Below are 24543 nucleotides of genomic sequence, written 5' to 3' on the forward strand. Positions count from 1 at the left end.
CCGTAATGGGCAGTCACATTCAGCCTGCAACTTCGCATTTGGGGTACCGTGGTATGGCAAATGCTCCGGATATGCAATGCCTTGCTCAATCACTTAAAAAATGGCTCGGGATCGCCCGGTCGATAGGTATCCAGCGGGGGTCTCTCGTCGGTGCTCAAACCGACCTCGTAGCCATAGAGTTCCTTGATGTCCTTTTCCAGTTTCTTGGTGAACCGCCGCACTTTGATTCCCACCGGACAGGCCCTCTCACAGGCCCCGCAGTCAGTGCAGCGGCCGGCAACATGATAAGCGCGCAGAAAGTGGAAGGTGCGCGTGTCGGTGCGATCGATGCTCTTCCCAACCCATTGAGGCCGCGATTCGTCCACAAAGCAGGTGGGGCAGTAGCAAAGCGGGCAGGCGTTGCGGCAGGCATAACAACGGATACAGGGAGCGATCAGATCATCGAAATACTGCCAGCGCTGTTCCGAAGACATGGCCTCAACACGCCGCACGTCGGAATAGCGGTCGACATTTTCCTGCTCCGCCACCAGATCTCCCAGAAGCTCGTCATAGACGACGGGATTCCGGTGAATGCAGATGGCACAGTTATCCTGCAGACAGCTCGAGCGCTCCAGGGTCTCTTCAAAATCCCGGCCGATGAGCTTGATCGTGCCGTTGGCCTCCTCGACCTGCAATGGTTCTTTTCCATCAAGTGCGGCCAGGATGCGCCGCCGATCGATCATACCGTGACAGGGGGCCCCCAGAATGTAGAGCTGTTCGCGTTTGATCTGGTTTTCCAATAAATGGACCACAATGTTTCTCGAATCGCAGCCCTTGGCCACAATGGCCACCCTGTCGGGCCTCTTGGGGAGGTAGTTGGCCAGATTGATTCCACAATTGCCGTCCCAGTAGAGGCGGTCAACCTGATCGAGGCTTTTCACCAGAAAAGGTTCATTCATCAAAGCAACCGTCCCTTTACGAAAGCCAATCACAACATCCACCCGATCTTCAGACAGTAAGCGCTTAGCCGCCTCTCGAATCTTCTCCGTATATGCTCGCATCTATGCTACCTCAGCTTGCTTCTTGATAAAGTGTTGGGCCGGTCCCGCTTTTTTCACTGCATCGACCACCTGTTTTGCGGTCTCCGCAAATTTGGTTGCTTCGGCAGAAGAGATCCATGAAAAGTGCAGCCGCCCGGGTTCGATTCCCGTATGCTCGAGTAAATTGTTCAGCAGCGTAAACTTGCGCCTGGCATAGAGGTTGCCTTCAATGTAATGGCAGTCTCCGGGGTGGCAGCCGGACACCCAGACTCCGTCCGCACCGTGGCGAAACGCCGCCAAAATGAACTTGGGATTGACGCGCCCGGAACAAGGCACCCGGATCACCCTTATATTGGCCGGGTATTGCATCCTGCTCACACCGGCAAGATCCGCCCCGCCATAGGAACACCAATTGCACAAGAATGCGACGATTTTCGGCTCCCAATCGGTCATTTACAATTCTCCCTATATGCTGTCAATCATGGCAAAGATTTGAGCGTCATCAAAACCCTTCAGCCGAATGGCCCCGGAGCGGCAGGAAGCCACACAAAGACCGCAGCCCTTGCACAGCGCCGGGTTGATTTCGGCTTTGCCCTTCTCGTTGAAGCTGGGCGCAGAATATGGGCAGATGCTCACACAGGTGCCGCAGCTGCTGCACATCACCTGCACTGTACCGGCCACCATTCCGCTGAACTGAATGGTTTCCCGGGCAAGCAGCGTCCCCGCTCGAGACGCAGCCGCCTGGGCCTGCGCTATGCTTTCATCGATGGGTTTGGGATAGTGTGCCAGCCCGCAGACGAATACCCCGTCAGTGGCAAAATCCACCGGTCTCAACTTGGCATGCGCCTCAACAAAAAAGCCGTCCTCGTTGACGGGCACCTTGAAAAACTGCGCGAGGCTTTCGTTCCGGTTCGGCAGTATGGCCGTCGCCAGCGTCAGCAGATCCGGTGTCAGTGTTACCGGCCGCTGCAGAACATGATCCATGACGGTCACCTGGATCGTACCATTGTCAAGCTCCACCTGCGGCTTTTGATCCACATCGAAGCGGATAAAAAGGACCCCGGCTTTGCGGGCCTCCAGGTACAGTGCCTCACGTTCCCCATAACTTCTGAGATCGCGGTAAAGCACATACACGTCGCAATCGGGATTGATCTTTTTGAGCTCCAGTGCACTCTCCACCGAATGGGTGCAACATACCCGACTGCAGTACGGTCGGTCAGGCTCGCGCGAGCCAACGCATTGGATGAACACTGCGCTGTTTGCTTCCCTGAGGCGGGCATCACCTTCCCGGAAACGCCTGTCAAGCTCCTGATGGGTCATGATGCGGGGGTCGCGGCCGTACTGATACTCGTCCGGCTTCCATTCGACGGCGCCGGTGGCAACAATCGCGACCCCGTGCTCGACAACTTGGGATGCGTCTCCAGTGACAAGCGTCGTTTTGAAATTGCCGACAAATCCTTCCACTGCCTGGACCGAACTGGAAAGGTAGACGGTCACATTGGGATGCGCCTGGATCTCCTCCGTCAACTGCCTGACATAGGGCTGAATTTCCTCGCCGCGCCAGGTCTTGTGCAGATGCAGGGCCTGCCCGCCGAGCGCCTCGGACTGCTCGACCAGATAAACCGGATATCCCTGATCGGCAATGGCCCTGGCGGCGACCATGCCCGCCACTCCGCCGCCGATGACCAGGGCCCGCTGATCAACCCTCAGCTCGGACTCATGCAACGGTTCCAGCAGCGTCACCTTGGATACCGCCATACGCACCAGGTCTTTGGCCTTCTCGGTGGCCAATTCCGGGTTGGCGCTATGCACCCAGGAATTTTGATTGCGGATATTGGCCATCTCGAAAAGATACTTGTTCAAACCCGCATCTGCCATGGTTTCCTGGAATAGCGGCTCATGGGTGCGCGGTGTGCACGCCGCGACCACGATGCGGTTGAGACGGTGCTCCTGGATGAGGTCCTTCATGGCAACCTGCGTGTCCTGCGAACAGGTATACAGGTTGTCGGTGACGTATTCCACATACGGCAGCGTCCCGGCATAATCGCGTACCGCCTGGACATCCACGACGCCGCTGATGTTGATGCCGCAATGGCAGACAAACACTCCAATGCGCGGACGCTCGCCGGTCACATTGACCTGATCCGGCGCCTGCTTTTCCTTGGTCAGAGTGGCGCGCGCCGCTGCCAGCAAGCCACCCGCCGCAGATGCCGCTGCACTTGCCTCCACTACCGACTGCGGAATGTCCTTGGGAGCCTGAAATGATCCGCACACAAAAATACCGTCGCGACTGCTCGCCACAGGCGCAAAGGAGGATGTCTTGCAGAATTGGTTGTCGTTTACCTTTAAATTGAGCCGTTCGGCCAGTTCCAGCGCAGACCGGGAGGTCTCGAGGCCAACCGAGAGCACCACCATGTCAAACACTTCGCCCCGGATCTCACCCGCCTCACTCACAAAATGGATTTCCAAATCATCACTGCCCGGCAGCGGCTCGATGCTGTGCACGCGCGACCTTACAAACCGCACTCCGTGCTCTCCGCGGGCGCGGTTGTAATACTTCTCGAAATCTTTTCCGTGGGTGCGCATGTCCATAAAAAAGATAGCGGCATCCAACTCGCCGCCCGCGTGCTCCTTGGCAATCACCGCCTCCTTTATGGCATACATGCAGCAAACGCCGGAACAGTAGGCATGATCACAATGGTTGATGTCCCTGGAACCGACGCACTGCAGCCAGGCTATCTTCTTGGGCGCCTGGTGGTCCGACGGACGAGCCAGGTGACCCTGAGTCGGTCCGGAAGCCGACAACAGCCGTTCGAATTCCATGGACGTCACCACATTGGGCAGCCTCGCATAAGCGTAAGTGTCGAAAGCCGTCGGATCGAACGGGTGAAAACCGGGTGCAACAATCATGGCGCCTACCCGGATGGTTCTCTCCTGCGCCTGCTGCTCATGCTCGACGGCATCGGCCAGACACGCCTCGACACATTGGTAACATTCGGAACAAATACCGCAGTTCAGGCACCGTTCCGCTTCCTTTTTAACCTGCTCCTCAGTGAAGCCCAACTGCACCTCGTCAAAGCCGTGCTTTCTGGTGTGGGGCGCCAGACGCGGCATCTGTTCCCGCGGAACTCGGTCGTAGCCTTCCGTGCGCACCTCTTGAACGGCGGTCCACTCCTTCTCGCGCCCTTCCCGCAAATCCTTGCCCTGCAGAAAACGCTCGATGGAGACGGCCGCCTGCTTGCCGGCCGCAATGGCTTCGATAACCGTCCTCGGACCGGTCACTGCATCGCCGCCCGCAAAAATATCGGCATCATCCGACTGCAGCGTCAACGGATCGACCCGCATGGTTCCCCAGTCGGAAAGCCGGCAGGAGCATTCCGGCGTCAGACATGCCCAGTCGGATTCCTGGCCAATGGCGGGGATGACGACATCCACTTCCATTTGGAATTGCGAACCGGGAATCGTTTCCGGTCGTCGCCGGCCGCTCGCATCGGGCTCCCCGAGGCGCATCTTGACGCACTCAATGGCCTTGACCCGGCCATTCTCGCCGATGATTCGAATGGGGTTGGTTTGCGTCAGGATATGAATGCCTTCCTCGTGGCACTCTTCGATTTCTTCCTGATTGGCGGGCATTTCCTGGTAACTGCGCCGATAAATGACCATCGGCTCTTTGGAGCCGAGCCTGAGGGCTGTCCGCACGGCATCCATGGCGACATTGCCGCCGCCGATCACGGCCACCCGATCGCCCAGGGCAACCTTCCTGCCAAGATTGACGTCGCGCAGGAAATCCACTCCGGGATAGACCCCCTGCAGATCTTCTCCCTCGATGCCGAGCATTTTGCACTCATGCGCACCGATCGCCACAAAAAACGCCTTGTATCCCTGTTCACGCAGTTGCGCGATGGTGACGTCCGTGCCGACTTCGACACCGGTTTTGAATTCGACTCCCAGGGCTTTGACGACGTCGATTTCAGCCTGGATGATGTCGCGGGGAAGCCGGTAGGAAGGAATGCCCACCGTGAGCATGCCGCCCAGCACCGGAAGCTTTTCGAAAACGGTAACCTGATAGCCGGCGATGGCAAGATAATAGGCACAGCTCACGCCTGCAGGACCGGACCCGATAATGGCGACCTTTGCCTCGTGCCTTTCTTTGATTTCCGGAATGAAACGGCTCTCAGAGCGCAAATCCAGATCCGCGATGTAACGCTTGATGAAATCAATGGCTACAGGCTGATCCACTGTTCCCCGCTTGCACACCGATTCGCACGGATGATGGCACACACGCCCACAGATCGCGGGCAGCGGATTTTCTTCCTTGACCAGCTTGAGCGCCTCGCCGTATTTGCCTTCGGCTGCCAGCGCAATGTATCCCTGGACCGAAATATGCGCAGGGCATGCCACCTTGCACGGCGAAGTTCCGCTCTTTTCAATGGCAAACGCCCCGGGAACCGCCTGGGCATACCTGCGATAGGCCGCGCGCCGTTCGCTCAAAGCCATATCGTACTCGTTCTTGCGAACAATGGGGCACACCTGCGCGCACTCACCGCAACCCGTGCATTTATCCGAATTGATGTAGCGGGGTTTCCGCACTACCTTCACATCGAAGTTGCCCGGTTCTCCGGCCACTTCCCGTACTTCCGTCAGTGTCAACAGTTCAATATTCAGGTGCCGGCCGACCTCGACCAGTTTGGGCGAGATAATTCACATGGCACAATCATTGGTGGGAAAGGTCTTGTCCAGTTGAGCCATGGCTCCGCCGATGGACGGCTCCTTTTCCACAAGGTAGACGTAATAGCCTGAATCCGCCAAATCGAGAGACGCCTGCATCCCTGCAATGCCGCCCCCCACAACCATGACTGCGCCGGTCACCGGCCGGTTTTTGTTGATTGCATTCATATAGATTCACTCCAATAATGAAATTCTCTGATAAATCCTTGACTTACCAGGATGCGTTGGTGTATCCACTGCCACTTTTCCGATTCATGTGATAAGGGTCACAAGGATTGCGGTTTCATAACAAAATTGAAACACTATTTAAACCTTTTTTTGCTTCGAGATCAACGAAGCGACACTTGGTGAGGCATTAATCATTTCATCTCATACAGGTTATTGACAACTGACTTTATCTATTCATTTCACGCAGCTCAGAGAACTTCACGACGACGGCAGCGGCAATCCGGAAAAGGGGAACAGCCCGCTGCCCTCCCCACCCCTCAAAAGTCGCCGTAGGGAATATCGTCCGCAGGGTCATACACGGCATCATAGTATTCGATCACCTGAGCGTCCTGCAGGGCCGCAAAGCGATGAGCGCAGTTGGGGTGAAGCGCCACCTTGTGACCCGCCCGTACCTCCACATGGCTTCTCTCTTTACATTCCAGATCCACCAGGTCGATTCGAATCCTGCCCCTGACAACGTAGAAGTGTTCGATTTTGTTCAGATGGTAATGACCGCCACGATAGAGGCCTTTGCCGGCCTTGAGGGAAAAATAGCCCAGATGACGGAACGTCCTGCCGTCCTCTATCAATGCCAGTTCCCCTCTCTCCTGGATCAGCCGCTTTTGCCGAATAAACTCCTCAGTCACGGGAAGCTCTTCAATCTGAATTTTTGTAGTCAAGGTTCTTTCTCCTTAATTTCTTGAGGGATTGACCAGTCTCTTTTTGCTTTTATCTATAGCACAATGCCTGATATTTTTATCGACTCCACACCCCATGCCGACAATAAGGGAGGTATCCCCATGCTCAAGACCTTGGCAGTGATGACCAGTGGCGGTGATTCACCGGGTATGAACGCCGCCATTCGTGCCGTAGTGCGTCGCGCCCTTGACGGGGGGTTGACGGTATACGGCGTGCGCGACGGTTACGAGGGACTGGTTCAGGGAGGCGATGCCATTCGCCCGCTTGAATGGAAGGATGTGGGAGGCATTCTGGCGAAGGGCGGCACTTTTCTTGGCACAGCTCGCTGCCAGGAATTCAAGAGCAGGCCAGGCAGGCGGCAGGCCGTGGGTAATCTGCTGGAGCATCGGATTGAAGCGCTGGTGGTGATCGGAGGCGACGGTTCGCTGATGGGTGCACACATTCTGGCGACCGAATGGCTGGAACACCTGCAGGAATTGAACGGTCTCGCTGCCCAGACAGGCGCTGAGCCCTTTCCTGACTATACGCTTCAGGTGGTTGGTCTGCCGGGCTCTATCGACAACGATCTGTACGGCACCGACATGTGCATTGGAGCCGACACGGCGCTCAACCACATTGTCCGCGCTCTGGACGATCTCAGCTCTACCGCGGCGTCCCATCAGCGCACCTTTGTGGTTGAGACCATGGGACGCCACTGCGGCTACCTGGCCCTGGCATCCGCCCTGGCCGGTGGCGCATCATGGGTGCTGTTGCCCGAGGAAGAGCTCGATCCGCGTTGGCATCAGAAAATGACCGGCGCCATCGAGAACGAGCGAAAAGTTGGGCGCCCGCATCACATGGTGGTTGTGGCGGAAGGGACCCGTCACCTGGATGGGTTGCCCATTCACACCGAAGAAATTAAAGAAATCCTGACCAGGCGGCTGGGGATCGATGTGCGCGTTACCGTTTTGGGCCACGTCCAGCGTGGGGGAACCCCCACCGCTTTTGATCGCAATTTGGCCACACGGCTCGGAGTTGCCGCGGTAGACATTCTCATTAAGAATCCCACTACATCCCATCGTCATATGGTTGGCTTGATCCGCAACAATATTACCGCTACTCCGCTGGTAGAGGTGGTGGAAAAGAGCCGCGCGGTGGGGGAACAGCTCGAGCTTGGCAACTACGAAAAGGCTAGAGAACTGCGCGGGGAGACATTTTCCAAGACCCTCGAACTGGTTAAAACTTTGACTCGCATAACACCGGCCCAGGAGAAGCACATGGACGGCGCCGTCGCCATTCTTACCGGTGGAGCGGACGGACCGGGCATGAACGCAGCCGTCAGCGTGGCTGCGCGCTGCCTGCTGAACCAGGGGATATCGGTGGTCGGCGTCAAAGACGCCTTTCTCGGTCTTATCCGCGATAATCTTGTGGAACTCAACTGGAATGACCTGGTCGGGTGGCTCAACCGGCCGGCGTCCGAAATCGGTACAGCGCGCTTTGATTTTCTTTCGGAACACTTTGCAGCGATCGCACAAAACCTTAAGAGACACAACATCCGAGGCATAATAGCCATCGGCGGCTGGGGTACTTACGCCAAGGTCGCCGAGTTGATCGAACGGCGCCCCCGGTTTGATGCCTTCAACATCCCGATGATTCTCGTTCCCGCCACCATCGACAACAATCTGCCCTGCACCGAAGCGAGCATTGGGGCGGACACGGCCCTCAACACCATTGTTGAAGCGGTCGATAGAATCCGTCATACCGCCGGTGCCACGCATCGGGTGTTTATCGTCGAGATCATGGGACGCGATTGCGGTTTTCTTGCCTTGATGGGAGCACTGGCATCCGGTGCGGAAAAGGCTTACCTTCCTGAAAACGGCATCTCCCTGGCGGAATTGAGCGGGGATATGGAATCGTTGCGCAAGGCTTTTGCCTCGGGAAAACGCATGGTGATCTACCTGCGCAATGAGAATTCATCAGACTTTTATACCACGGACTTTATTCGCAGGGTGGTACAGGCGGAGAGCAATAATGAATTTGAGGTCAGAACGGCCGTGCTCGGACATATCCAGCGCGGGGGCGTGCCCATGGCGTTCGATCGCATCCTCGCCTGCCGCATGGGAGCCGCGGCAGCCTTTACCATCGCCGAGTGCATGCAAAATGCCAGCAGCGATGTGCAAGCCGTTGGGCTGCGTGGACGCGGCGTGGAGACCAGGCCCTTTTCCGAAGCACTCAGAGAAATGGACGTGCAGCGGGGACGTCCCAAGGATCAATGGTTCCTGCAATTGGTGGAAGTTGCCGATGCACTCGCCAAGTACGCCCCCTTCAACCACCCCGGGCAGCAAAGCGCAAAACCACGGATGCGCTCTTCGGCATAAACCGCAGCCAACCCAGAAACCAGAAACCAGAAACCAGAAAAAAATGCTCGACCTACACAGCCACATACTTCCCGGACTCGATGACGGCGCCGCCGACTGGCGGGAAAGCCTTGCCATGGCCCGATCGGCGGCAGACGACGGCATCCGCGGTATGGTATGTACGCCCCACTGGATGATCGGCGTGTATGATAATACGCGCCCCATCGTTTTTGAGCAGGTGGCGGCTCTCAGGAGAAAATTGCAGAACCACGGCATCCCCCTGACACTTTATCCCGGCTCGGAACTGCGCCTCGATGCCTCCCTTTTGCAGAGGATCAGGCGGCGAGAGATACTCACTGTGAACGACGGGGGGCGGTATGCCCTGATCGAGTTGCCTGAAGCTATCATGTCCGAACGTCTGGAAATGTTTTTGTGGGACATGATTGTACACGGCATTACACCGGTCATCGCCCATCCCGAAAGAAATGCATTCGTTCAACAGCATCCGGAGAAGTTGGCAAACTGGATCCGCATGGGGATCATGACACAAATCACGGCGGCCAGTCTGCTGGGGCTGTTTGGCAGCCGAACCCTGGAGTTCACCAGGATGATGCTCGAACACCGGCTGGTGCACATCATGGCAACCGATTCTCACGGACTGCACACTCGTCCTCCAATACTCTCCAGGGCCGCAGAGCGACTGGAAGAAATAGTCGGAAAGGATGAGGCACAGCGGATGACGATGGTCACCCCGCACAGAATCGTCTCAGGTCAACCGTTCAGCGTCGCATCACCACGACCGCTCCAAAGGCGGGCATCCCTCTGGAAAAAATTTCTTGTCAACATCGGTATGGAGCATAAAACATAGCAGCTGTAGCAATGTTATGAGCCGGCTTTTGCTGATGCCGTAACTGAACCATCCGTAAGAAATCCCTGCAACGAAAGGAGATGAACAACCCATGTCCAAATTATTCGATACGACTTCAATAGGAACCATGACACTGGCTAACCGTTTCGTGCGCTCGGCTACCTGGGAGGGAATGGCTGCAAAGGACGGGGCGCCTACCCAGAAGCTCATGAATCTGATGGTACGCCTGGCAGAGGGCGGAGTCGGGCTGATTATCACCGGACATGCCTATGTCAGCCCCGAAGGCCAGGCGGGTCCCTGGCAGCTGGGAATTCACCGAGATGATTTTGTCGAAGACCTGCAGGAATTGACCAATGCGGTGCACGATGCCGGCGGCAAAATTGTCATGCAGATCGCCCATGCGGGCTGCCATGCAAACACGGAACTGTCCGGTCTGGAAGCCCTCGGCCCGTCGGTTGTGACGGATGAGAAAGGCCCCATCTGCCGGGAAATGAGCCCTGAGGAGATTGACAGACTGTCGCGGGCCTTCGGGGAGGCAGCCCTTAGAGCCCTGCGGGCGGGATTTGACGGAGTCCAGATGCATGCGGCTCACGGCTATCTCTTGAGCCAATTCTTGTCGCCCTTTTACAATCAGAGAAGCGATCGGTACGGCGGCAGCCTGGAAAACAGAATGCGCTTTGTCATGGAGGCTTATCGCGAGATCCGGCAAAAAGTCGGCCCCCAGTTTCCCGTTCTGATCAAGATGAACTCGGAGGATTTTGTCGACAGAGGTTTGACGGTGGACGAGATGCTTGAGGCGGCCACTGCGTTGGAACAGGCGGGTATCGATGCCGTCGAATTGAGCGGCGGCACCATGTACTCGGGCAAATATGTCGCCGTCAGGCGAGGCAGGCTCAAGAACCGGGAAGATGAAGTGTATTACCTGGAAGCGGCCAGGCAGTACAAGGCCCGCGTCAAGACACCCCTGATGTTGGTTGGAGGAATCAGGTCGCTGGAAGTGGCTGAGCACCTGGTCAATGAAGATATTGCCGATTACATTTCGCTCGCCCGCCCACTGATTCGGGAACCCGACCTGGTCAACCGCTGGAAGTCCGGAGATAGGGCCAGGGCCACCTGCCAGTCGGATAATTTGTGTTTTAAACCGGCCATGCAGGGAGAAGGGATATACTGTGTGACGGCGGCCAAAGGATGAAGGAGCGGGACCGGAACGACATCGCCATGTGGGCCTGCCTTTGCCATTTCAGCGCATTGCTGGGACTCATTTGGTGGATGCCCATGAGCACCATCTGGATACCCTTTGGACATCTGGTCGGCCCCCTGGTGGTGTGGCTCCTGAAAAGAAAGGAATCCGCCTTTATTGACGAAGCGGGCCGCGAGTCCTTGAACTTCCAGCTGACAATGACGCTGTACGGTGCGGTATTCGGCCTGGCTTTCATGGGCGGTATCGGCAAGTTTGTGGTGATGGCTCTGGTAGCGGTCGATAGTTTGCTGGTTGTGCAGGCCGGCATGGCGGCGAGCAGAAGCAAAGCGTACCGCTATCCGCTGATATTCCGGCGTATGCTGTGACCTAATCGATCTCTCTCCATTACAGCTTTCAACCCCCGAACAGGGCCTCTGACTTTGGACCATCCTAAACCTCTCAACGACGCCACTATCACCGCCTGCACTCTCGACTGCCCCGATGCATGCTCCTTGCTGGTGAGCGGGAACCGGATAACAGGCAACCCGGACCATCCGTTCACTTCCGGGTTTATTTGCAGGAAAGGGAAAAATTTTCTGCAGCGGCTGCGCAGTCCACACCGCATCACTTCGCCTCTCCTGCGGTCCGGTGCTCGATGGCACGGCATCAGCTGGCAGGAAGCCCTTGATCTTTGCGCGCAAAAAATTCAGCAGTATCGACAACAGCCGGCTTCCATACTGCATTTTCATGGTGAAGGAGCCAAAGGGGTTCTCAAGCAGGCAAGCAGGTTGTTCTTTGCACTTCTCGGTTCCAGCCGGGTGAAGGGGTCTCTGTGCGATGCAGCAGGCTACCTTGCCTTTGTTGCGGATTTTGGTTCAAGAGATAATAATGACATAACCGACCTACTCAACGCGCGGACCATCGTCAACTGGGGCAAGGACCTTTCCAGAAGCTCCATACACACGGCGGCTCTGGTGCGCCAGGCACGGCGCCAGGGCACCACGGTCATCAGCATCTCTCCGGGGGGCGACGGAAACGGCCCCTTTTCCGACGTATTTCTGCGCATTCGCCCCGGCACCGACAGATTTCTGGCTGCTGCCGTAATCCGCCTTTTCATTGAGCGCCACCGGTTGCGCTCGGACATTCTGCAGCACACCCGTGGATGGCAAGATTTCCGCCGCGCCGTCATGGCGCGGCCATGGGAGGCATGGGCAGCCAAATGCGACGTGGCCCCCCTTGAAATCGAAAAGTTGTTCGCCTGCTATGCCTCTGAACACCCGACGGCAAGTCTTCTCGGCGCCGGTTTGCAGCGCTACCTCCACGGCGGCGAAAACGTGCGGTTTATCAATGCACTTGCCGTTCTTTCCGGCAATATGGGGCGTTCCGGGGGAGGCAGCTATTTTCATCTGCACTCCCTCAGAAACGTCAACCTCGCCTGGACTAAAGACCCGGAGCGAAAACCGCGACGCCCGCTGCTTATGCCGACCATCGGTGCGGATATTCGCGCGGCTCAGGAGCCTCCCATCAAAATGATTTGGGTCGACGGCTCCAACGTCATCAACCAGGCCCCCGATTCCAAGGCAGTCGTGCGCGCCTTCCAGTCCATTGATTTCAAGGTGGTGGTGGACGCTTTCCTGACCGATACGGCGGAGCACGCCGACCTTATCCTTCCATGCAAACTCATGCTGGAGCAGGAAGACATCGTGGCCTCCTACCTGCACGACTTTGTACACTCTGTGAGAGCGGTATTCGCCCCACCGGGGGAAGCCAGATCAGACTATGAGATCCTTTCCCAACTGGGACGCAAGCTGCATCCACCCATCCTGCTGCCGGAACCGGAAGCCATTTTGCAGGCTGCCCTGGACACGCCTCACCTGGATATTTCCTTGCAGGAACTGCGCGCTCAGGGATTTGTCAGAGCCAGAAGGGCTCCCATTGCTTATGCCGACATGCGCTTCAATCATGCCGACGGCAAATATCGCTTCCCCTCCACACTCAGCGGCGCAACACCGCTACCGGAACGGTTTCCGCTGCGCCTCATTTCCGCACTGCGCCGAGACACCATCCATTCGCAAATCCTGCCGGAGCGGCAGGAAATTCCTCCACGCCTTTGGGTTTCACCGGATAACCCGCTTCTGAATGATCTCGATACATCCCGGGCGATATTTGTGGTTTCACCTTTGGGCCGGTTGCGGGTAACATTAGAACTGATGCCCGGCCTGCATCCACAAGCTGTGCTTTACCGGCGGGGCGACTGGATGAAGCTGGGAGGGGGCATTAATCAGATTGTTGCCGCAGGCCTGACGGATGTTGGCAACGGCGCCCCCTACTACGAGCAGTGTGTGAGGATTGAGAATTGAAAGCGGAAACGATATTGCCGGTTGAAGCGCTTCGGCTTTGAGGAGTTGACGGAACGTTATGAAAATCTTGGACGATGGGGTTCGCACAGCGATAACAGATTTTTGCATGATTTTTTCCAAGCGGCTCCAGGGTTTGCGCCGTTATAGCGAGTGCCTTGAACTGGCCGGCAACCAATTGCCACAGTTGCTGCTCGACAGGTCACTCATGACGACACTCGTGGAACATATTGCCGCCGGGGCGGATTATCCCGACGTTCGCGTCCCGACTTTGTTTGACAATGAATTGTTGCTCTATCAGGAACAATCGCGCCTCTTTTCGCTGCGCATGTACCTTTGGGGGCCCGGTGAATACACCGCCCCGCACGACCACAATTCCTGGGGGGTGATCGGCACCGTAACGGCAGGCTTTGAAGTGATCAATTACCGGCGGGAAGATGACGGATCACGCGAGGGCTATGCCCGCCTTGCAGCACAACCGGCAATCCAATTGCAGGCCGGCCAGACCGCTTCCACATTGCCCCTTAACGATGGGATTCATAAGACGGGTAATCCGGGCGGGGAAACCATCATTACCCTGAGCATCTACGGGCGGCCGCTGAGTAGAGGATATCTGCAGGGTTTTAATGTGGCCACTGCTCGAGTCTACCGGATACTCTCCCCCAAACGCAAGAAGATCGCCCTTGCCTGTCAAGCGCTGCAAGGGCTCGAGCGCGCAGAGGGAAGCCGGGGTTGAAGTCAAGCCGACGGCACCGCATGAGTTCATGGCACCCTTTACAAGCAAAGGAGAATGATTATTGTATTTTTGACAATCTTCTCAAGGAGGTGTCAATGATGTTCAAAACAAGTCCCTACATATGGGCTAAAGATGAAGAGGGAAGACGGTATCTGTGCCCGTTCGATGAGCTGAAGGATGCCAACTTCGTGAGCTCTATGGAAACGAACCGTTGTATTCACGACGATTCGGAGCTGGCGAGCCGCAAGTTCGTTCCCTCCAATGATCCGGAGGGCAAACTTCATTTTGCCCGATCGGTGAGTTTGAATTAACGCGCAACACCAAAGAAAAGTGATGCAAACCCAGGCCGGGCCACCAGTGGCTCGGCTTTTTTAATTGCTGCTTTATTTTCTCGGGTGGATTGTAACTCCTTCAAAAATCGTTCAATATAAGGAGGATTTCACTGAACTTGAGAGGGCTGCACTTTCCCGGTTATCGGCATACTATTCAGGGCTGTCGGCCTTGCCGGCGCGGAAAGAGCCTCAGGATAAGGAGAGAGCCATGGCCGTAGCAACAGGTAAGAAGCGGGTTGCAGATCTCCCATCTGCCCTGGATCAAACCGACGTCATCAAGCAGCAGACGAAGCACAAGCGTATAGCTGTTTTTCTGGATTACGACGGGACCCTGACACCAATTGTCGAGCGTCCTGAAGATGCCGTGCTGTCCGATGATTCACGCCAGGTGGTGAAAAAACTGGCCGAACACTGCACGGTTGCCGTGGTGAGTGGCAGGGATCTCCAGGACGTTCAACAACTGGTGGCCATCGACGGCATTTTTTTTGCCGGCAGTCACGGTTTCGACATCGCGGGACCAAGGGACTGGCGGCTGCAAAACGAGACCGGAACAGAATTCATCCCCCTGCTCGACCAGGCAGAGGAACAATTGCGCAGCCGGCTCGGTAACATTCAAGGGGCTCTGGTCGAACGTAAGAAATTCTCCATAGCAGTGCATTTCCGGCAGGTTGCCGAAGAGCGGATCGCTTCAGTGGAACAGGCAGTCGACGAGGTGATCACTGAGCACCGGGAGTTGCGCAAGGGTTTCGGCAAGAAGGTGTTCGAACTGCAGCCCGCCATCGAGTGGCACAAAGGGAAGGCTTTACTGTGGCTGCTTGAGGCTCTCAATCTTGACAAACAGGACGTGCTGCCGATCTATTTGGGCGATGACGTCACCGATGAAGATGCTTTTGAAGCATTGCAAAACACGGGCATCGGTATTTTCGTCAAGGGGAATGAAGGGCCACGGAAGACGGCCGCTCATTACGCCCTCGAAGACCCCCAGCAGGTGCGGCGGTTTCTACAGACTCTGGCGGAAATGAGAACCGGTTAGGAAGTTGCGTGAGGGCCAGGAGCGTCGTTTGGATCGATTTCGACCGAACGCGTGCGGGAATAAGGACCGTTTTACCAATTCATGAACGAACTTTTCCGATGGCTGACGGCAATGACATGCAAAGTGCATCCGTAACATTGAAACATCGCCATTTGCAGCAGATTTTGCAGGAAATGCAGAGTGTGCTGGTTGCCTTTTCGGGTGGAGTGGACAGCTCGCTGCTGCTGCAAGTTGCCGGAGAGCAGCTTGGTGAAGAGCGCATCCTGGCGGTAACCGCCCAATCGGAAACTACCGCCCGGCATGAGATGGATGCAGCCATCCAAATGGCGGCTCGTTTGAGAGTATCGCACCTTGTCATTGCCGGGGCGGAAATGAGTTTACCCGAATTTGTCAACAACCCACCGGACAGATGCTATGTTTGCAAAAAGCACCGGTTCACTCGAATGCTGCAATTGGCAGGAGAAAAGAGATTTGCCTGGGTGGTCGACGGTACCAATTTTGCCGATCACGCAGACTATCGGCCGGGCATCAGGGCAATCCGCGAGCTCGGGGTCAGGAGCCCCCTGAGTGAGGCCGGCTTCAGCAAAGGGGAGATCAGGGCACTTTCAAAACAGCTCGGTCTGCCCACCTGGAACAAAGCGTCCCATGCCTGTCTTGCCTCCAGAATACCTTACGGGACGCCGATCACAGCCGAAACACTGCGGCAGGTGGATGCCTGCGAGGAATTCATGCGCAAATCAGGACTGTCTCACCAGGTGCGGGTTCGACATTACGGCCATATGGTGCGCATCGAAGTGGACGTCGAGAGCATCGCGCGCGTGGCGGAACCCGCGACTAGGAAGAAGTTGGTCGAATACTTCAAGACGATCGGAATCAAGCACATCGGCCTCGACCTGGAAGGCTATCGCATGGGCAGCATGAACACAGCGCTCGATGTGGAAAGGGTGAAACTTGGACAGCAGCCTGCTTAGAATCCTTCTGGAAGACCTCCAGAAGGGAGAATTGGATATTGATTCTGCCCTGCGGAAACTGAAGACGCTGCCCTTTGAAGACTTGGGTTACGCCCGGATTGACAGTCATCGCTGTCTGCGTACAGGAGTATCCGAAGTAGTTCTTTGCGCCGGCAAAACCATCGAGCAAATCGTCGGCATTGCTCAAAGGATAGCTCAGAATCACCGGAATATTCTGCTCACCCGCGCATCAAAAGAGGTTTTTACGGCCGTCGAAGCGGCCATTGACAGCTGTCAATATCACGCAACGGCGCGCATCATTGTCGTCAACCCGACACGGCTGAACCGGTTGGGGAAGATAGCCGTGGTGAGCGCCGGCACTTCGGATATGCCGGTCGCCGAGGAGGCGGCCGTTACCGCTGAAACGCTGGGAAGCGACGTGGATCGTTTTTATGACGTTGGAGTGGCCGGTATTCACCGGCTATTGCACGTGTGCGATGATTTGATGAAGGCCAATGCCGCCGTGGTGGCTGCCGGCATGGAGGGGGCGCTGGCCAGCGTGGTGGGAGGGCTGGTCGCCTGTCCGGTCATCGGGGTTCCCACCAGTGTTGGCTATGGTGCCAGTTTCGGCGGCCTGGCGGCGCTCCTCGGCATGCTCAACAGCTGTGCTCCCGGCGTTTCGGTGGTCAACATCGACAACGGTTTTGGCGCCGGCTACCAGGCCCACCTGATCAATAAGGCCGTATGCTGCGCAAGCTCTTGATCGCCGCCCGTCCGACGCTCGTGCCCCAGCCCGCAATGCGCAACCGGCGCCAACCCAACACAGCCGAGGTTCTCCGGGATTTTCCGCTCGGCTCGTTAAGAGACCCCAACCGAATGGCGGTTTAAGAGACGTTTTCAACCTCGACCAACATTAATTTTAACAGGATCATCGGAGGCTTTCCCATCATCGGAAGGGGTCAGCATTGCAACCAGTTTTTCCACGGCGAAGAGCAATGCCTTGATCTCGTCCTTTTCGAGCTTTTTCAATCGGTCGGCAAATCGTTCCTCGAGAGGTGCCGGAGCTACAGCGATGAACTTCTGGCCCTTATCCGTGATTTCCGCATGTATTTGCCGGCGGTCTTTGCTCACGCGAGTGCGGCGAACAAGACCCCGCTTTTCCAGACGATCAACGATACCTGTCACCGTACTGCTGTTCACATAAACTATTTTGCTCAAAGCGCCCAGCGAGATGGGACCATTGTCATGAATTTCCCGCAGACAAACCAGTTGAGGGATGGTTATCTGGTAGTTCTCCTGGAGATACTTGGAATATCGGTCCACTTCGTGCATGATTTGGCGCAACCGCTTGGCAATCTGTAACACTACCGGATCAATCATTGTAGCACCTCGGGCATATTAAGAAGATGCGGGAATCCACCCGCGCGAACGGGCATAATAATACCCGCGGATTGAAAGGCCGCAAATCAAAATTTGCGCTGAAGCCACTTGGCACTGGCTGCTCATGCCACTGGGTGACACTGGTGCACAAAGGACCGGGCAAAGTCATCCGCGGGTGCGCTTGCCGGGAATCCTTCAACAGTCGCACGTGAAATCCCGCTTAAAGATTGCGGCAAGCGTAGTCTGAGGTTAATCTGACAAGGTAGAAGCGGAACTGAAAAGACCGAACATTGCGGATTTGAAGGAAGCAGCTTGAAGACTCTGATCTTAACGGAAAAGCCGTCCATCGCACGAGATTTCGCCAAGGCCCTGGGGGTGAAAGGCAAAAGGGAGGGATACCTGGAAGGCGGCGACCACGTGATTGTCTGGGCGATAGGTCACCTGGTGGAGCTTGCCGACCCGCAGGACTACGCCGCCAAGTGGAAGCGATGGAGCCTCAACACCCTTCCCATTCTGCCGCAACAGCTGAAATACAAACCCATAGCTAATGTTCGAAAACAACTCAAAGTCGTTCAACAACAGCTCCAGCGCAGCGACATCGGCCGGATCATCATTGCAACGGATGCCGGACGGGAAGGAGAAGTGATTGCCCGCACCATTCTCCAGACCGTCGGCCGGGTCGGCTCTGAACTGGTTCGATTCTGGACCTCGCAGGCGTTGACGCCGCAGGTCATCAGGGAGACTCTCGAAAGTGTCAGGCCTGCCGCTGAATACGATCGACTCTGGCATGCTGGACAAGCCCGGCAGGCGGCGGACTGGCTGGTAGGAATGAATCTCACCCGGGCGGCAACACTCAGAATGGGAAACTATCCGAATGTTTTTTCCATCGGGCGGGTCCAAACCGCTGTCCTGGCGCTCCTGGTCGATCGACAGATGGAACGGGACAATTTCAAATCCGAGCCCTACTGGCTGCTTGCAGCCAACTTTTTCAACCCGGCCAAAGGAACCTGGCGTGGAACCTGGTTCAACAGGGAAACCAACCGGTTCACCAGCAAGCACGAGGCCGACCGCATAACCGCCCTCCTGCAGGGGCAAACCGGGTCGGTCAAATCGGTCAAACGCGAAAAGAAGAAGCAGCCGCCGCAGTTGCTCTATTCCCTGACGGATCTCCAGCGGGATGCCAATTCCAAGTACGCCTTTCCCGCCAAACAAACCCTCGATATTGCACAAAAACTGTACGAACAGAGGAAATGCCTCTCCTACCCCAGAACAGACTCCCGGGTGCTCGGCTCGAAGAATGTCTCCCTGGCCGCAAAGTTGATCGGCAAGCTTTCATCCGTCTACCCCGAGCTGTTTGCGGGAATCAACGAGCAACTGATCGTTGCCTCCAATAAGAGGGTTTTTAACGATGCCAAACTCACGGATCATCACGCTCTCATCCCTCTCGCCCCCCTGCCGGAGCAGGCCGCTCGCAGTGAGAGACTCGTTTACCACCTGGTTCTGCGGCGTTTTGCCGCCGCGTTTCATCCGGACTATGAATACGAGGCCACCACGATCATCACCGAGGTTGAGGGTGAAACGTTCCGCACCCAAGGGAGCCGGCCCGTTGTGCTCGGCTGGAAAACCGTCTACAGCAGAGCTGAAAAGGCTGAAGAGCACACTGGCAAGGACGGAGAAGAACCCGAAGTACAGGATCTTCCGCTGCTCGAAAAGGGTGATACGGCGCAGGTGAAGGATGCTCGACTGGAAGAGAAGATGACCCAACCGCCGCCGGAATATACGGAAGCGCTTCTGCTCAAGGACATGACCAACCCTGCCCGCTACGTCTCCGAGGATGAACTCAAGAAAATTTTTAAAGGCGAGATTGGATTGGGCACCCAGGCGACCCGTGCTCAGATCATCGAGACATTGCTTGCACGCCACTATGTGGTTCGCGCAAAAAAGCTGCTCAGTCCAACCGCCAAAGGCCGCCTGCTGATCGACCGCCTGCGTCTTCTTTCCAGCGCAAAAGCCATTGCAACTCCTGAGGAAACGGCCCGCTGGGAAATGGAATTGGAAAGGATTGCTCAGGGCATGGGAAACTCGGAAGCATTCATGGATGCCATCCGAAAGTTTGTTATAAAAGGAGTCGAGGAGTTTAAAATGAATGAGATGCAGCAACAAATCGAGGAGCCTTTGGGAAAGTGTCCAGCCTGTGGAGGCAATGTCATTGAAGGGAAAAAGGGATTCGGCTGCGCCAACTGGCGGCAGCAGGACGGAGCATGCCGGTTTGTGGTGTGGAAGAAAATTGCCGGCCAGACCATAACTCCAGACCAGGTGAGAATGCTCCTGGCCGGTGAATCGATTCCCGCCATGGAATTCATCTCCAAAGAGGGCAGGAGATTTTCGGCCGGTCTAAAGTTGGAGCAGGAGGGCGAGGAGGGGCGATGGACCACACGATTTGCCTTTGGCGACCAGGACGCTGCGCCCTCCGACTCGGTTTCCGCCGAGCCGTCGCGAGCAAAGCAATCCCTCGGCACATGCCCGCTCTGCGGAGGAGCCATTGTCGAAGGGCGTAAGGGGTTTGGCTGCGCCAATTGGCGTAGCCAGGACGGAGGTTGCCGGTTTGTCATCTGGAAAGAAATTGCAGGCAGGAAACTAAGTCCGGACGACGTAGTCATGCTTCTGAAAAAGGGCGAGACGGGGGTGATATCCGGATTCAAGTCCAGGAAGGGGAAAGATTTTTCCGCCCGGCTGAAGCTGGAAGGGGAAGATTACAAGACGGTTTTTGTGTTCTCATAATCAATCATCTGTTGAGGTGACAACATGCATCCACCCATCATCGATGCACACGCTCATTGCGGACGTATGGATCAATACCCTCCCCAGGATTTACAGGACTATCTGCAGTATGCCGGAGGCAGCGGCATTCAAGGTGCAGTGATGTTCCCCCCGGTCATGGAGATTTACAACCGCTACGATCCCCATTTTGAAGATGACCCGCAATGGTCGGCAAGAAGACGGGCAGCCAACGAGTATCTGGTTCACCTGGCCACCGGGCAGCGTCAAAAATTTAAGGTTTATCCCTTCTTTTTCATTTGGAACGATTTTGCGGTAGAGCAACTGGCGGCCGAACATCGCGGCATCAAATGGCACCGCCACTCGGATGAACCCCGCTACCGCTACGACGCCCCACGCTGCGCGGCGGCTATTGAAGAAATTCGCAACAGGCGCATGCCCGTCTGCCTCGAGGAAGAATGGCCAAATACGCTCCGGTTCATAGACCAATTGGCACCGGACGTGAGGGTGATCATCCCCCACTGCGGTCTTCTAAACGGCGGATACGAACGCTTCTGTAACGCCGGGGTGTGGGAGCGGCCAAACATCTTTGCCGATACGGCGCTGGCACCCTCCCACGTGATCGCCGATTATGTTAGAAGGTATGGAGTGGACAGGATCATGTTCGGATCGGATTTTCCCTTCGGTGATCCCAAGAGCGAGCTTCACAAGATCTTGCGGCTTGATTTGACCGAGCCGCAGAAACGGGCGATCTTGTCGGACAATATCGAGCGGCTGATGGCGGACAGCAACCGATGAAGAAATGGGGAAGCGAGATTGTTGCGCGTCAATGAAATTTTCTACAGCCTTCAGGGCGAATCCAGTTATGCCGGATGGCCGTGCGTCTTCATTCGACTGACCGGGTGCAACCTGCGCTGTTCCTACTGTGATACCCAATACGCGTATGCGGCCGGTGAAGCCATGAGCATCGGCGACATTCTCTCGGCCATTCGGCCGTTTGCCTGCAATCTGGTGGAAATCACCGGAGGTGAGCCGTTGATTCAGGATGAGACCCCGGCCTTGGCGGCCAGCCTGCTCGATGATGGAAACATTGTGCTGGTGGAAACCAATGGGAGCATCGACATCAATCGGGTGCAGCCTCGCTGTATCAGAATAGTGGACTTCAAATGCCCGTCCAGCGGTGAGGCCGACTCCAACGACTACTCCAACATCGACCGCTTGCAGCTTCATGATGAAGTGAAATGTGTCATAGGCAATCGCCGCGACTACGAATTTGCGCGCACGCTGCTGCAGCGTGTGAGGGACAATGGGAAAGGCGGGAGCACGGTGCTGTTTTCGCCGGTCTTCGGCAAGCTGGCACCCCGGGTGCTTGCCGGATGGATTCTGGATGACCGCTTGCCGGTGCGCTTTAACTTGCCGCTCCACAAGTATATATGGAACCCCGAGCAGCGCGGCGTGTAGCATCGACGCGCGCGGGAAAAGCGCGAAACGAGGCAAAGGACGGGCCGCTTCGACGGTGTGAGCTGCACACCCTGCGGGGTTGCAGCCCGGTGAATCGGATTGTAACGAAATCAACGAAATAGGGCAGACATATGGAATCATCCAGGGCGGTTGTGTTGTTTTCCGGAGGGCTGGATTCGACCACTTGTGTGGCCGTTGCCAAATCCATGGGATTCGAAGTCTTTGCCTTGAGTTTCGATTATCATCAGCGCCATCGGGTGGAAACGGAAATGGCCGGAAAGGCGGCTCTGGCGATGGGAGTCGCACAGCATTTGACATTGACGTTGCCGCTCGACCGCATTGGCGGTTCGGCATTGACGGCCGACCTGGCTGTTCCCAAGGACGTGCCCCTGGATGAAATCAAGAAGCGTATCCCGGTCACTTACGTGCCGGCCAGAAACACCATCTTTCTGTCGCTGGCCGTGGCCTGGGCGGAAGTTCTCCAAGCGCAGGACATCTTTATCGGGGTGAACGCACTGGACTACTCCGGCTACCCCGACTGCCGCCCGCAATTTATCGAAGCGTTCCAACGGGTGGCCAACCTCGGCACCAAGGTTGCCGCGGAAGGCCGGCTTCAGTTCAAAATTCACACGCCGCTGATCGAGCTCAGCAAAGCTCAAATCATCCAAACGGGCACAGCCCTGGGTGTCGATTACAGCCTGACGCATTCGTGTTATGACCCGGATGATGGCGGACGCGCATGCGGCCGCTGTGACAGCTGTCTGCTGCGCAGGAAGGGATTCATCGAGGCGGCCGTAACGGATCCAACCAGATATGCAGAGGAGGCCCCACCATGACGCTCCAGGAAAAGCCCCAACTGACCCAACTGGGCCACCATGTCGAACAGCCGGCAACCCCCGCGGAAGCGATTCTGGAAACCTTCGCAAACCCCCACCCGAACCGGAACTACGTGGTTCGCTTGACGGCTCCCGAATTCACCAGCCTCTGCCCTGTAACGGGACAGCCGGACTTTGCCTGCATCATCGTGGACTATGTTCCACAAAACAGCCTGGTGGAAAGCAAGTCGTTTAAGCTGTTTCTGGGTAGTTTCCGCAACTGGCGAACCTTTCAGGAGGATTGCACCGTTTACATCCACAACCGCCTGCAGGAGGCGACTCAGCCGCAATTCCTGCGAGTGGTGGCACTCTGGTATGCGCGCGGCGGAATCACCATCGATGTCACCATTCAAAGCGGGGCACTCCCTCCCCAATGCACGCCGCTGCCTTTGGGCAGGACCGCCTACCGGGGCGGGAGAGACTAGATCCGCCTGCCTGCTTCCACCATCGGTTGTGCGCTCAGCGTGCACTTGATGCGTATGGGGCGGCGGGCACCCCCTTGCAGACGGGCCGATCAACTCACCTGCTGGAGGCGAGCCCCTTGGAAAATTGGCCGGCAAACGCTTTGTTCAAAAAATAGTCGACCCGATGCCCCTTCATGGCAATGTCTTCCTCGATCAGCTGCTGCACCAGTTCTTCTCGATTGTTTTCAAGAAACCGGGCCTTTGACCGATTCAAGTCGGCGTAATCGCATAAAGCGGTGGAGCGGCTGGCGCTGAAATTCGAAATTGACTCGCATTGAGCGATTTGCTGATCGATGCAGGTGTTGTAGAAACGCTCCTGCTGACTTTGGTCCGACATTGCCGTGCCTGCACTTGCCAGCACAATCAGGATAAAGCAGGTAGTGACAATTGTGGATTTCATTACCGTACTCCTTTTTTGGTGAGGGGGTTAGCGGCACTGCAACAAGGTTCTTATCCCCCCTCCCGGGTCTTTGGAAGAGCGGATCGCGGTGATGGGGTGTCGCGGGACGATCCTCCTTCACCTCGGCCCTCTCTGCGAAGGAGAGGCAGCGTCTGTGGCCGCAGACGATGTGAGAAACCTTGTCCAAGTAGTCATATGGATCAAATCCTTTGGCATGAGCTGTGCCAGGTGGCGGAAGGGACGTCGGCCAAAATGATTAAGCAATTGATATTCAAGTACATATTTTCTTATTCATCGGCTATTCAATGGAATTCAACAGGCAGAGCTCTCCATGAAAAAAAGTCAACAAAGTTGATCTTTCTCATCTGCCCTGCACGCAGTTTGAGATGCTCGGAGCTTTTCCGGAAACGGTAAAACCTTTTTCCCCTCGAAGGCTGACAAAAAGACACACCTGACCCCGTGAGTGGGGCGCAGTGTCTCAATCCGAGCAATTCCAGCGTACTGGGTTTTCTCTCCTCCCGGGGTGAGAGGGCGCGTCCCGCGCGCACCGCCGGACCATGTTCAGGTAAGTGCCGGTCTTGAAGCGGGTAGGCATAACCTGACAGCCCGCAAGCAGGTCCCCACCAAGGGCGCCGCAATACCCTGCTGAAAATGGCCCCGAGTGAGGCGTGCATGCAAAAAAAAGGTTGAAACCGACGGTTGCATTTGCCATGAAGAGGCCCTTATAGTTTTGACTAATC

21 protein-coding genes are annotated in these 24543 nt (G+C 56.3%); 15 read left to right on the forward strand and 6 right to left on the reverse strand.

Annotation, left to right across the window (positions count from 1 at the left end; translation table 11 throughout):
* Positions 1–89: 89 nt before the first annotated feature.
* From K1V27_RS16910 to K1V27_RS16925, 4 genes are all read right to left on the reverse strand, one after another.
* Positions 90–1040, reverse strand: coding sequence for a 4Fe-4S dicluster domain-containing protein (locus K1V27_RS16910; protein ID WP_258931228.1), 951 nt, complete (start codon positions 1038–1040; stop codon positions 90–92).
* Positions 1041–1472: a hydrogenase iron-sulfur subunit gene (locus tag K1V27_RS16915; RefSeq protein WP_258931229.1), complete on the reverse strand. Its 432-nt coding sequence runs from the start codon at positions 1470–1472 to the stop codon at positions 1041–1043.
* A gap of 12 nt (positions 1473–1484) precedes the next feature.
* Positions 1485–5915: an NAD(P)-binding protein gene (locus tag K1V27_RS16920; RefSeq protein WP_258931230.1), complete on the reverse strand. Its 4431-nt coding sequence runs from the start codon at positions 5913–5915 to the stop codon at positions 1485–1487.
* A 317-nt stretch (positions 5916–6232) separates the two neighbouring features.
* Positions 6233–6634 (reverse strand): polysaccharide biosynthesis C-terminal domain-containing protein, encoded by a 402-nt coding sequence (locus K1V27_RS16925; RefSeq protein WP_258931231.1) that lies wholly within the window; start codon positions 6632–6634, stop codon positions 6233–6235.
* Between the two features lie 120 nt (positions 6635–6754).
* On the opposite strand from K1V27_RS16925, the gene K1V27_RS16930 reads away from it, so the two are divergent.
* The 10 genes from K1V27_RS16930 to larB all read left to right on the forward strand — a co-directional run bounded on the left by K1V27_RS16930 (position 6755) and on the right by larB (position 17208).
* A complete protein-coding gene (locus K1V27_RS16930) occupies positions 6755–9010 on the forward strand; it encodes a 6-phosphofructokinase (protein WP_258931232.1) in 2256 nt (751 codons plus the stop codon).
* A 43-nt stretch (positions 9011–9053) separates the two neighbouring features.
* Positions 9054–9857 (forward strand): tyrosine-protein phosphatase, encoded by an 804-nt coding sequence (locus K1V27_RS16935; RefSeq protein ID WP_258931233.1) that lies wholly within the window; start codon positions 9054–9056, stop codon positions 9855–9857.
* Between the two features lie 91 nt (positions 9858–9948).
* Positions 9949–11049: an NADH:flavin oxidoreductase gene (locus K1V27_RS16940; protein ID WP_258931234.1), complete on the forward strand. Its 1101-nt coding sequence runs from the start codon at positions 9949–9951 to the stop codon at positions 11047–11049.
* Entirely contained in the window at positions 11046–11423 is a 378-nt protein-coding gene (locus K1V27_RS16945; protein ID WP_258931235.1) for a DUF4870 domain-containing protein, read from the forward strand. The genes K1V27_RS16940 and K1V27_RS16945 overlap by 4 nt, the downstream gene beginning before the upstream one ends.
* Positions 11424–11477: 54 nt before the next feature.
* Entirely contained in the window at positions 11478–13397 is a 1920-nt protein-coding gene (locus tag K1V27_RS16950) for a molybdopterin-dependent oxidoreductase (protein ID WP_258931236.1), read from the forward strand.
* Positions 13398–13455: 58 nt separating this feature from the next.
* A complete protein-coding gene (locus tag K1V27_RS16955; RefSeq protein WP_258931237.1) occupies positions 13456–14130 on the forward strand; it encodes a cysteine dioxygenase in 675 nt (224 codons plus the stop codon).
* 95 nt (positions 14131–14225) lie between these two features.
* Positions 14226–14441, forward strand: coding sequence for a hypothetical protein (locus tag K1V27_RS16960; protein WP_258931238.1), 216 nt, complete (start codon positions 14226–14228; stop codon positions 14439–14441).
* A gap of 229 nt (positions 14442–14670) precedes the next feature.
* Positions 14671–15495: a trehalose-phosphatase gene (gene otsB / locus K1V27_RS16965; RefSeq protein WP_258931239.1), complete on the forward strand. Its 825-nt coding sequence runs from the start codon at positions 14671–14673 to the stop codon at positions 15493–15495.
* A 98-nt stretch (positions 15496–15593) separates the two neighbouring features.
* The gene (gene larE, locus K1V27_RS16970) at positions 15594–16466 is read left to right on the forward strand and encodes an ATP-dependent sacrificial sulfur transferase LarE (protein ID WP_258931240.1); all 873 of its coding nucleotides are present in this window, start codon (positions 15594–15596) and stop codon (positions 16464–16466) included.
* Positions 16447–17208: a nickel pincer cofactor biosynthesis protein LarB gene (larB, locus tag K1V27_RS16975; protein WP_258931241.1), complete on the forward strand. Its 762-nt coding sequence runs from the start codon at positions 16447–16449 to the stop codon at positions 17206–17208. Before larE ends, larB begins: the two co-directional genes overlap by 20 nt.
* 134 nt (positions 17209–17342) lie before the next feature.
* Here larB and K1V27_RS16980 read toward each other — a convergent pair whose 3' ends face one another.
* Positions 17343–17825 (reverse strand): MarR family winged helix-turn-helix transcriptional regulator, encoded by a 483-nt coding sequence (locus tag K1V27_RS16980; RefSeq protein ID WP_258931242.1) that lies wholly within the window; start codon positions 17823–17825, stop codon positions 17343–17345.
* 312 nt (positions 17826–18137) lie between these two features.
* On the opposite strand from K1V27_RS16980, the gene K1V27_RS16985 reads away from it, so the two are divergent.
* From K1V27_RS16985 to queF, 5 genes are all read left to right on the forward strand, one after another.
* Positions 18138–20606 carry a type IA DNA topoisomerase gene (locus K1V27_RS16985; protein ID WP_258931243.1) on the forward strand — a complete coding sequence of 823 codons (2469 nt, stop codon included), beginning with the start codon at positions 18138–18140 and terminating at the stop codon, positions 20604–20606.
* Positions 20607–20630: 24 nt separating this feature from the next.
* The gene (locus K1V27_RS16990; RefSeq protein ID WP_258931244.1) at positions 20631–21401 is read left to right on the forward strand and encodes an amidohydrolase family protein; all 771 of its coding nucleotides are present in this window, start codon (positions 20631–20633) and stop codon (positions 21399–21401) included.
* A gap of 21 nt (positions 21402–21422) precedes the next feature.
* Positions 21423–22064 carry a radical SAM protein gene (locus K1V27_RS16995; RefSeq protein ID WP_258931245.1) on the forward strand — a complete coding sequence of 214 codons (642 nt, stop codon included), beginning with the start codon at positions 21423–21425 and terminating at the stop codon, positions 22062–22064.
* Between the two features lie 131 nt (positions 22065–22195).
* Complete coding sequence (gene queC, locus K1V27_RS17000) at positions 22196–22900, forward strand: 7-cyano-7-deazaguanine synthase QueC (RefSeq protein ID WP_258931246.1); 705 nt, start codon at positions 22196–22198, stop codon at positions 22898–22900.
* Complete coding sequence (gene queF / locus K1V27_RS17005) at positions 22897–23364, forward strand: preQ(1) synthase (RefSeq protein ID WP_258931247.1); 468 nt, start codon at positions 22897–22899, stop codon at positions 23362–23364. The genes queC and queF overlap by 4 nt, the downstream gene beginning before the upstream one ends.
* Before the next feature lie 94 nt (positions 23365–23458).
* On the opposite strand, the gene K1V27_RS17010 is transcribed toward queF, so the two are convergent.
* Complete coding sequence (locus tag K1V27_RS17010; RefSeq protein ID WP_258931248.1) at positions 23459–23803, reverse strand: hypothetical protein; 345 nt, start codon at positions 23801–23803, stop codon at positions 23459–23461.
* Positions 23804–24543: the final 740 nt, after the last annotated feature.

It is taken from the genome of Desulfoferrobacter suflitae (genome assembly GCF_022603395.1).
In the GTDB taxonomy this organism is placed as follows: Bacteria; Desulfobacterota; Syntrophobacteria; order Syntrophobacterales; family Syntrophobacteraceae; genus Desulfoferrobacter; species Desulfoferrobacter suflitae.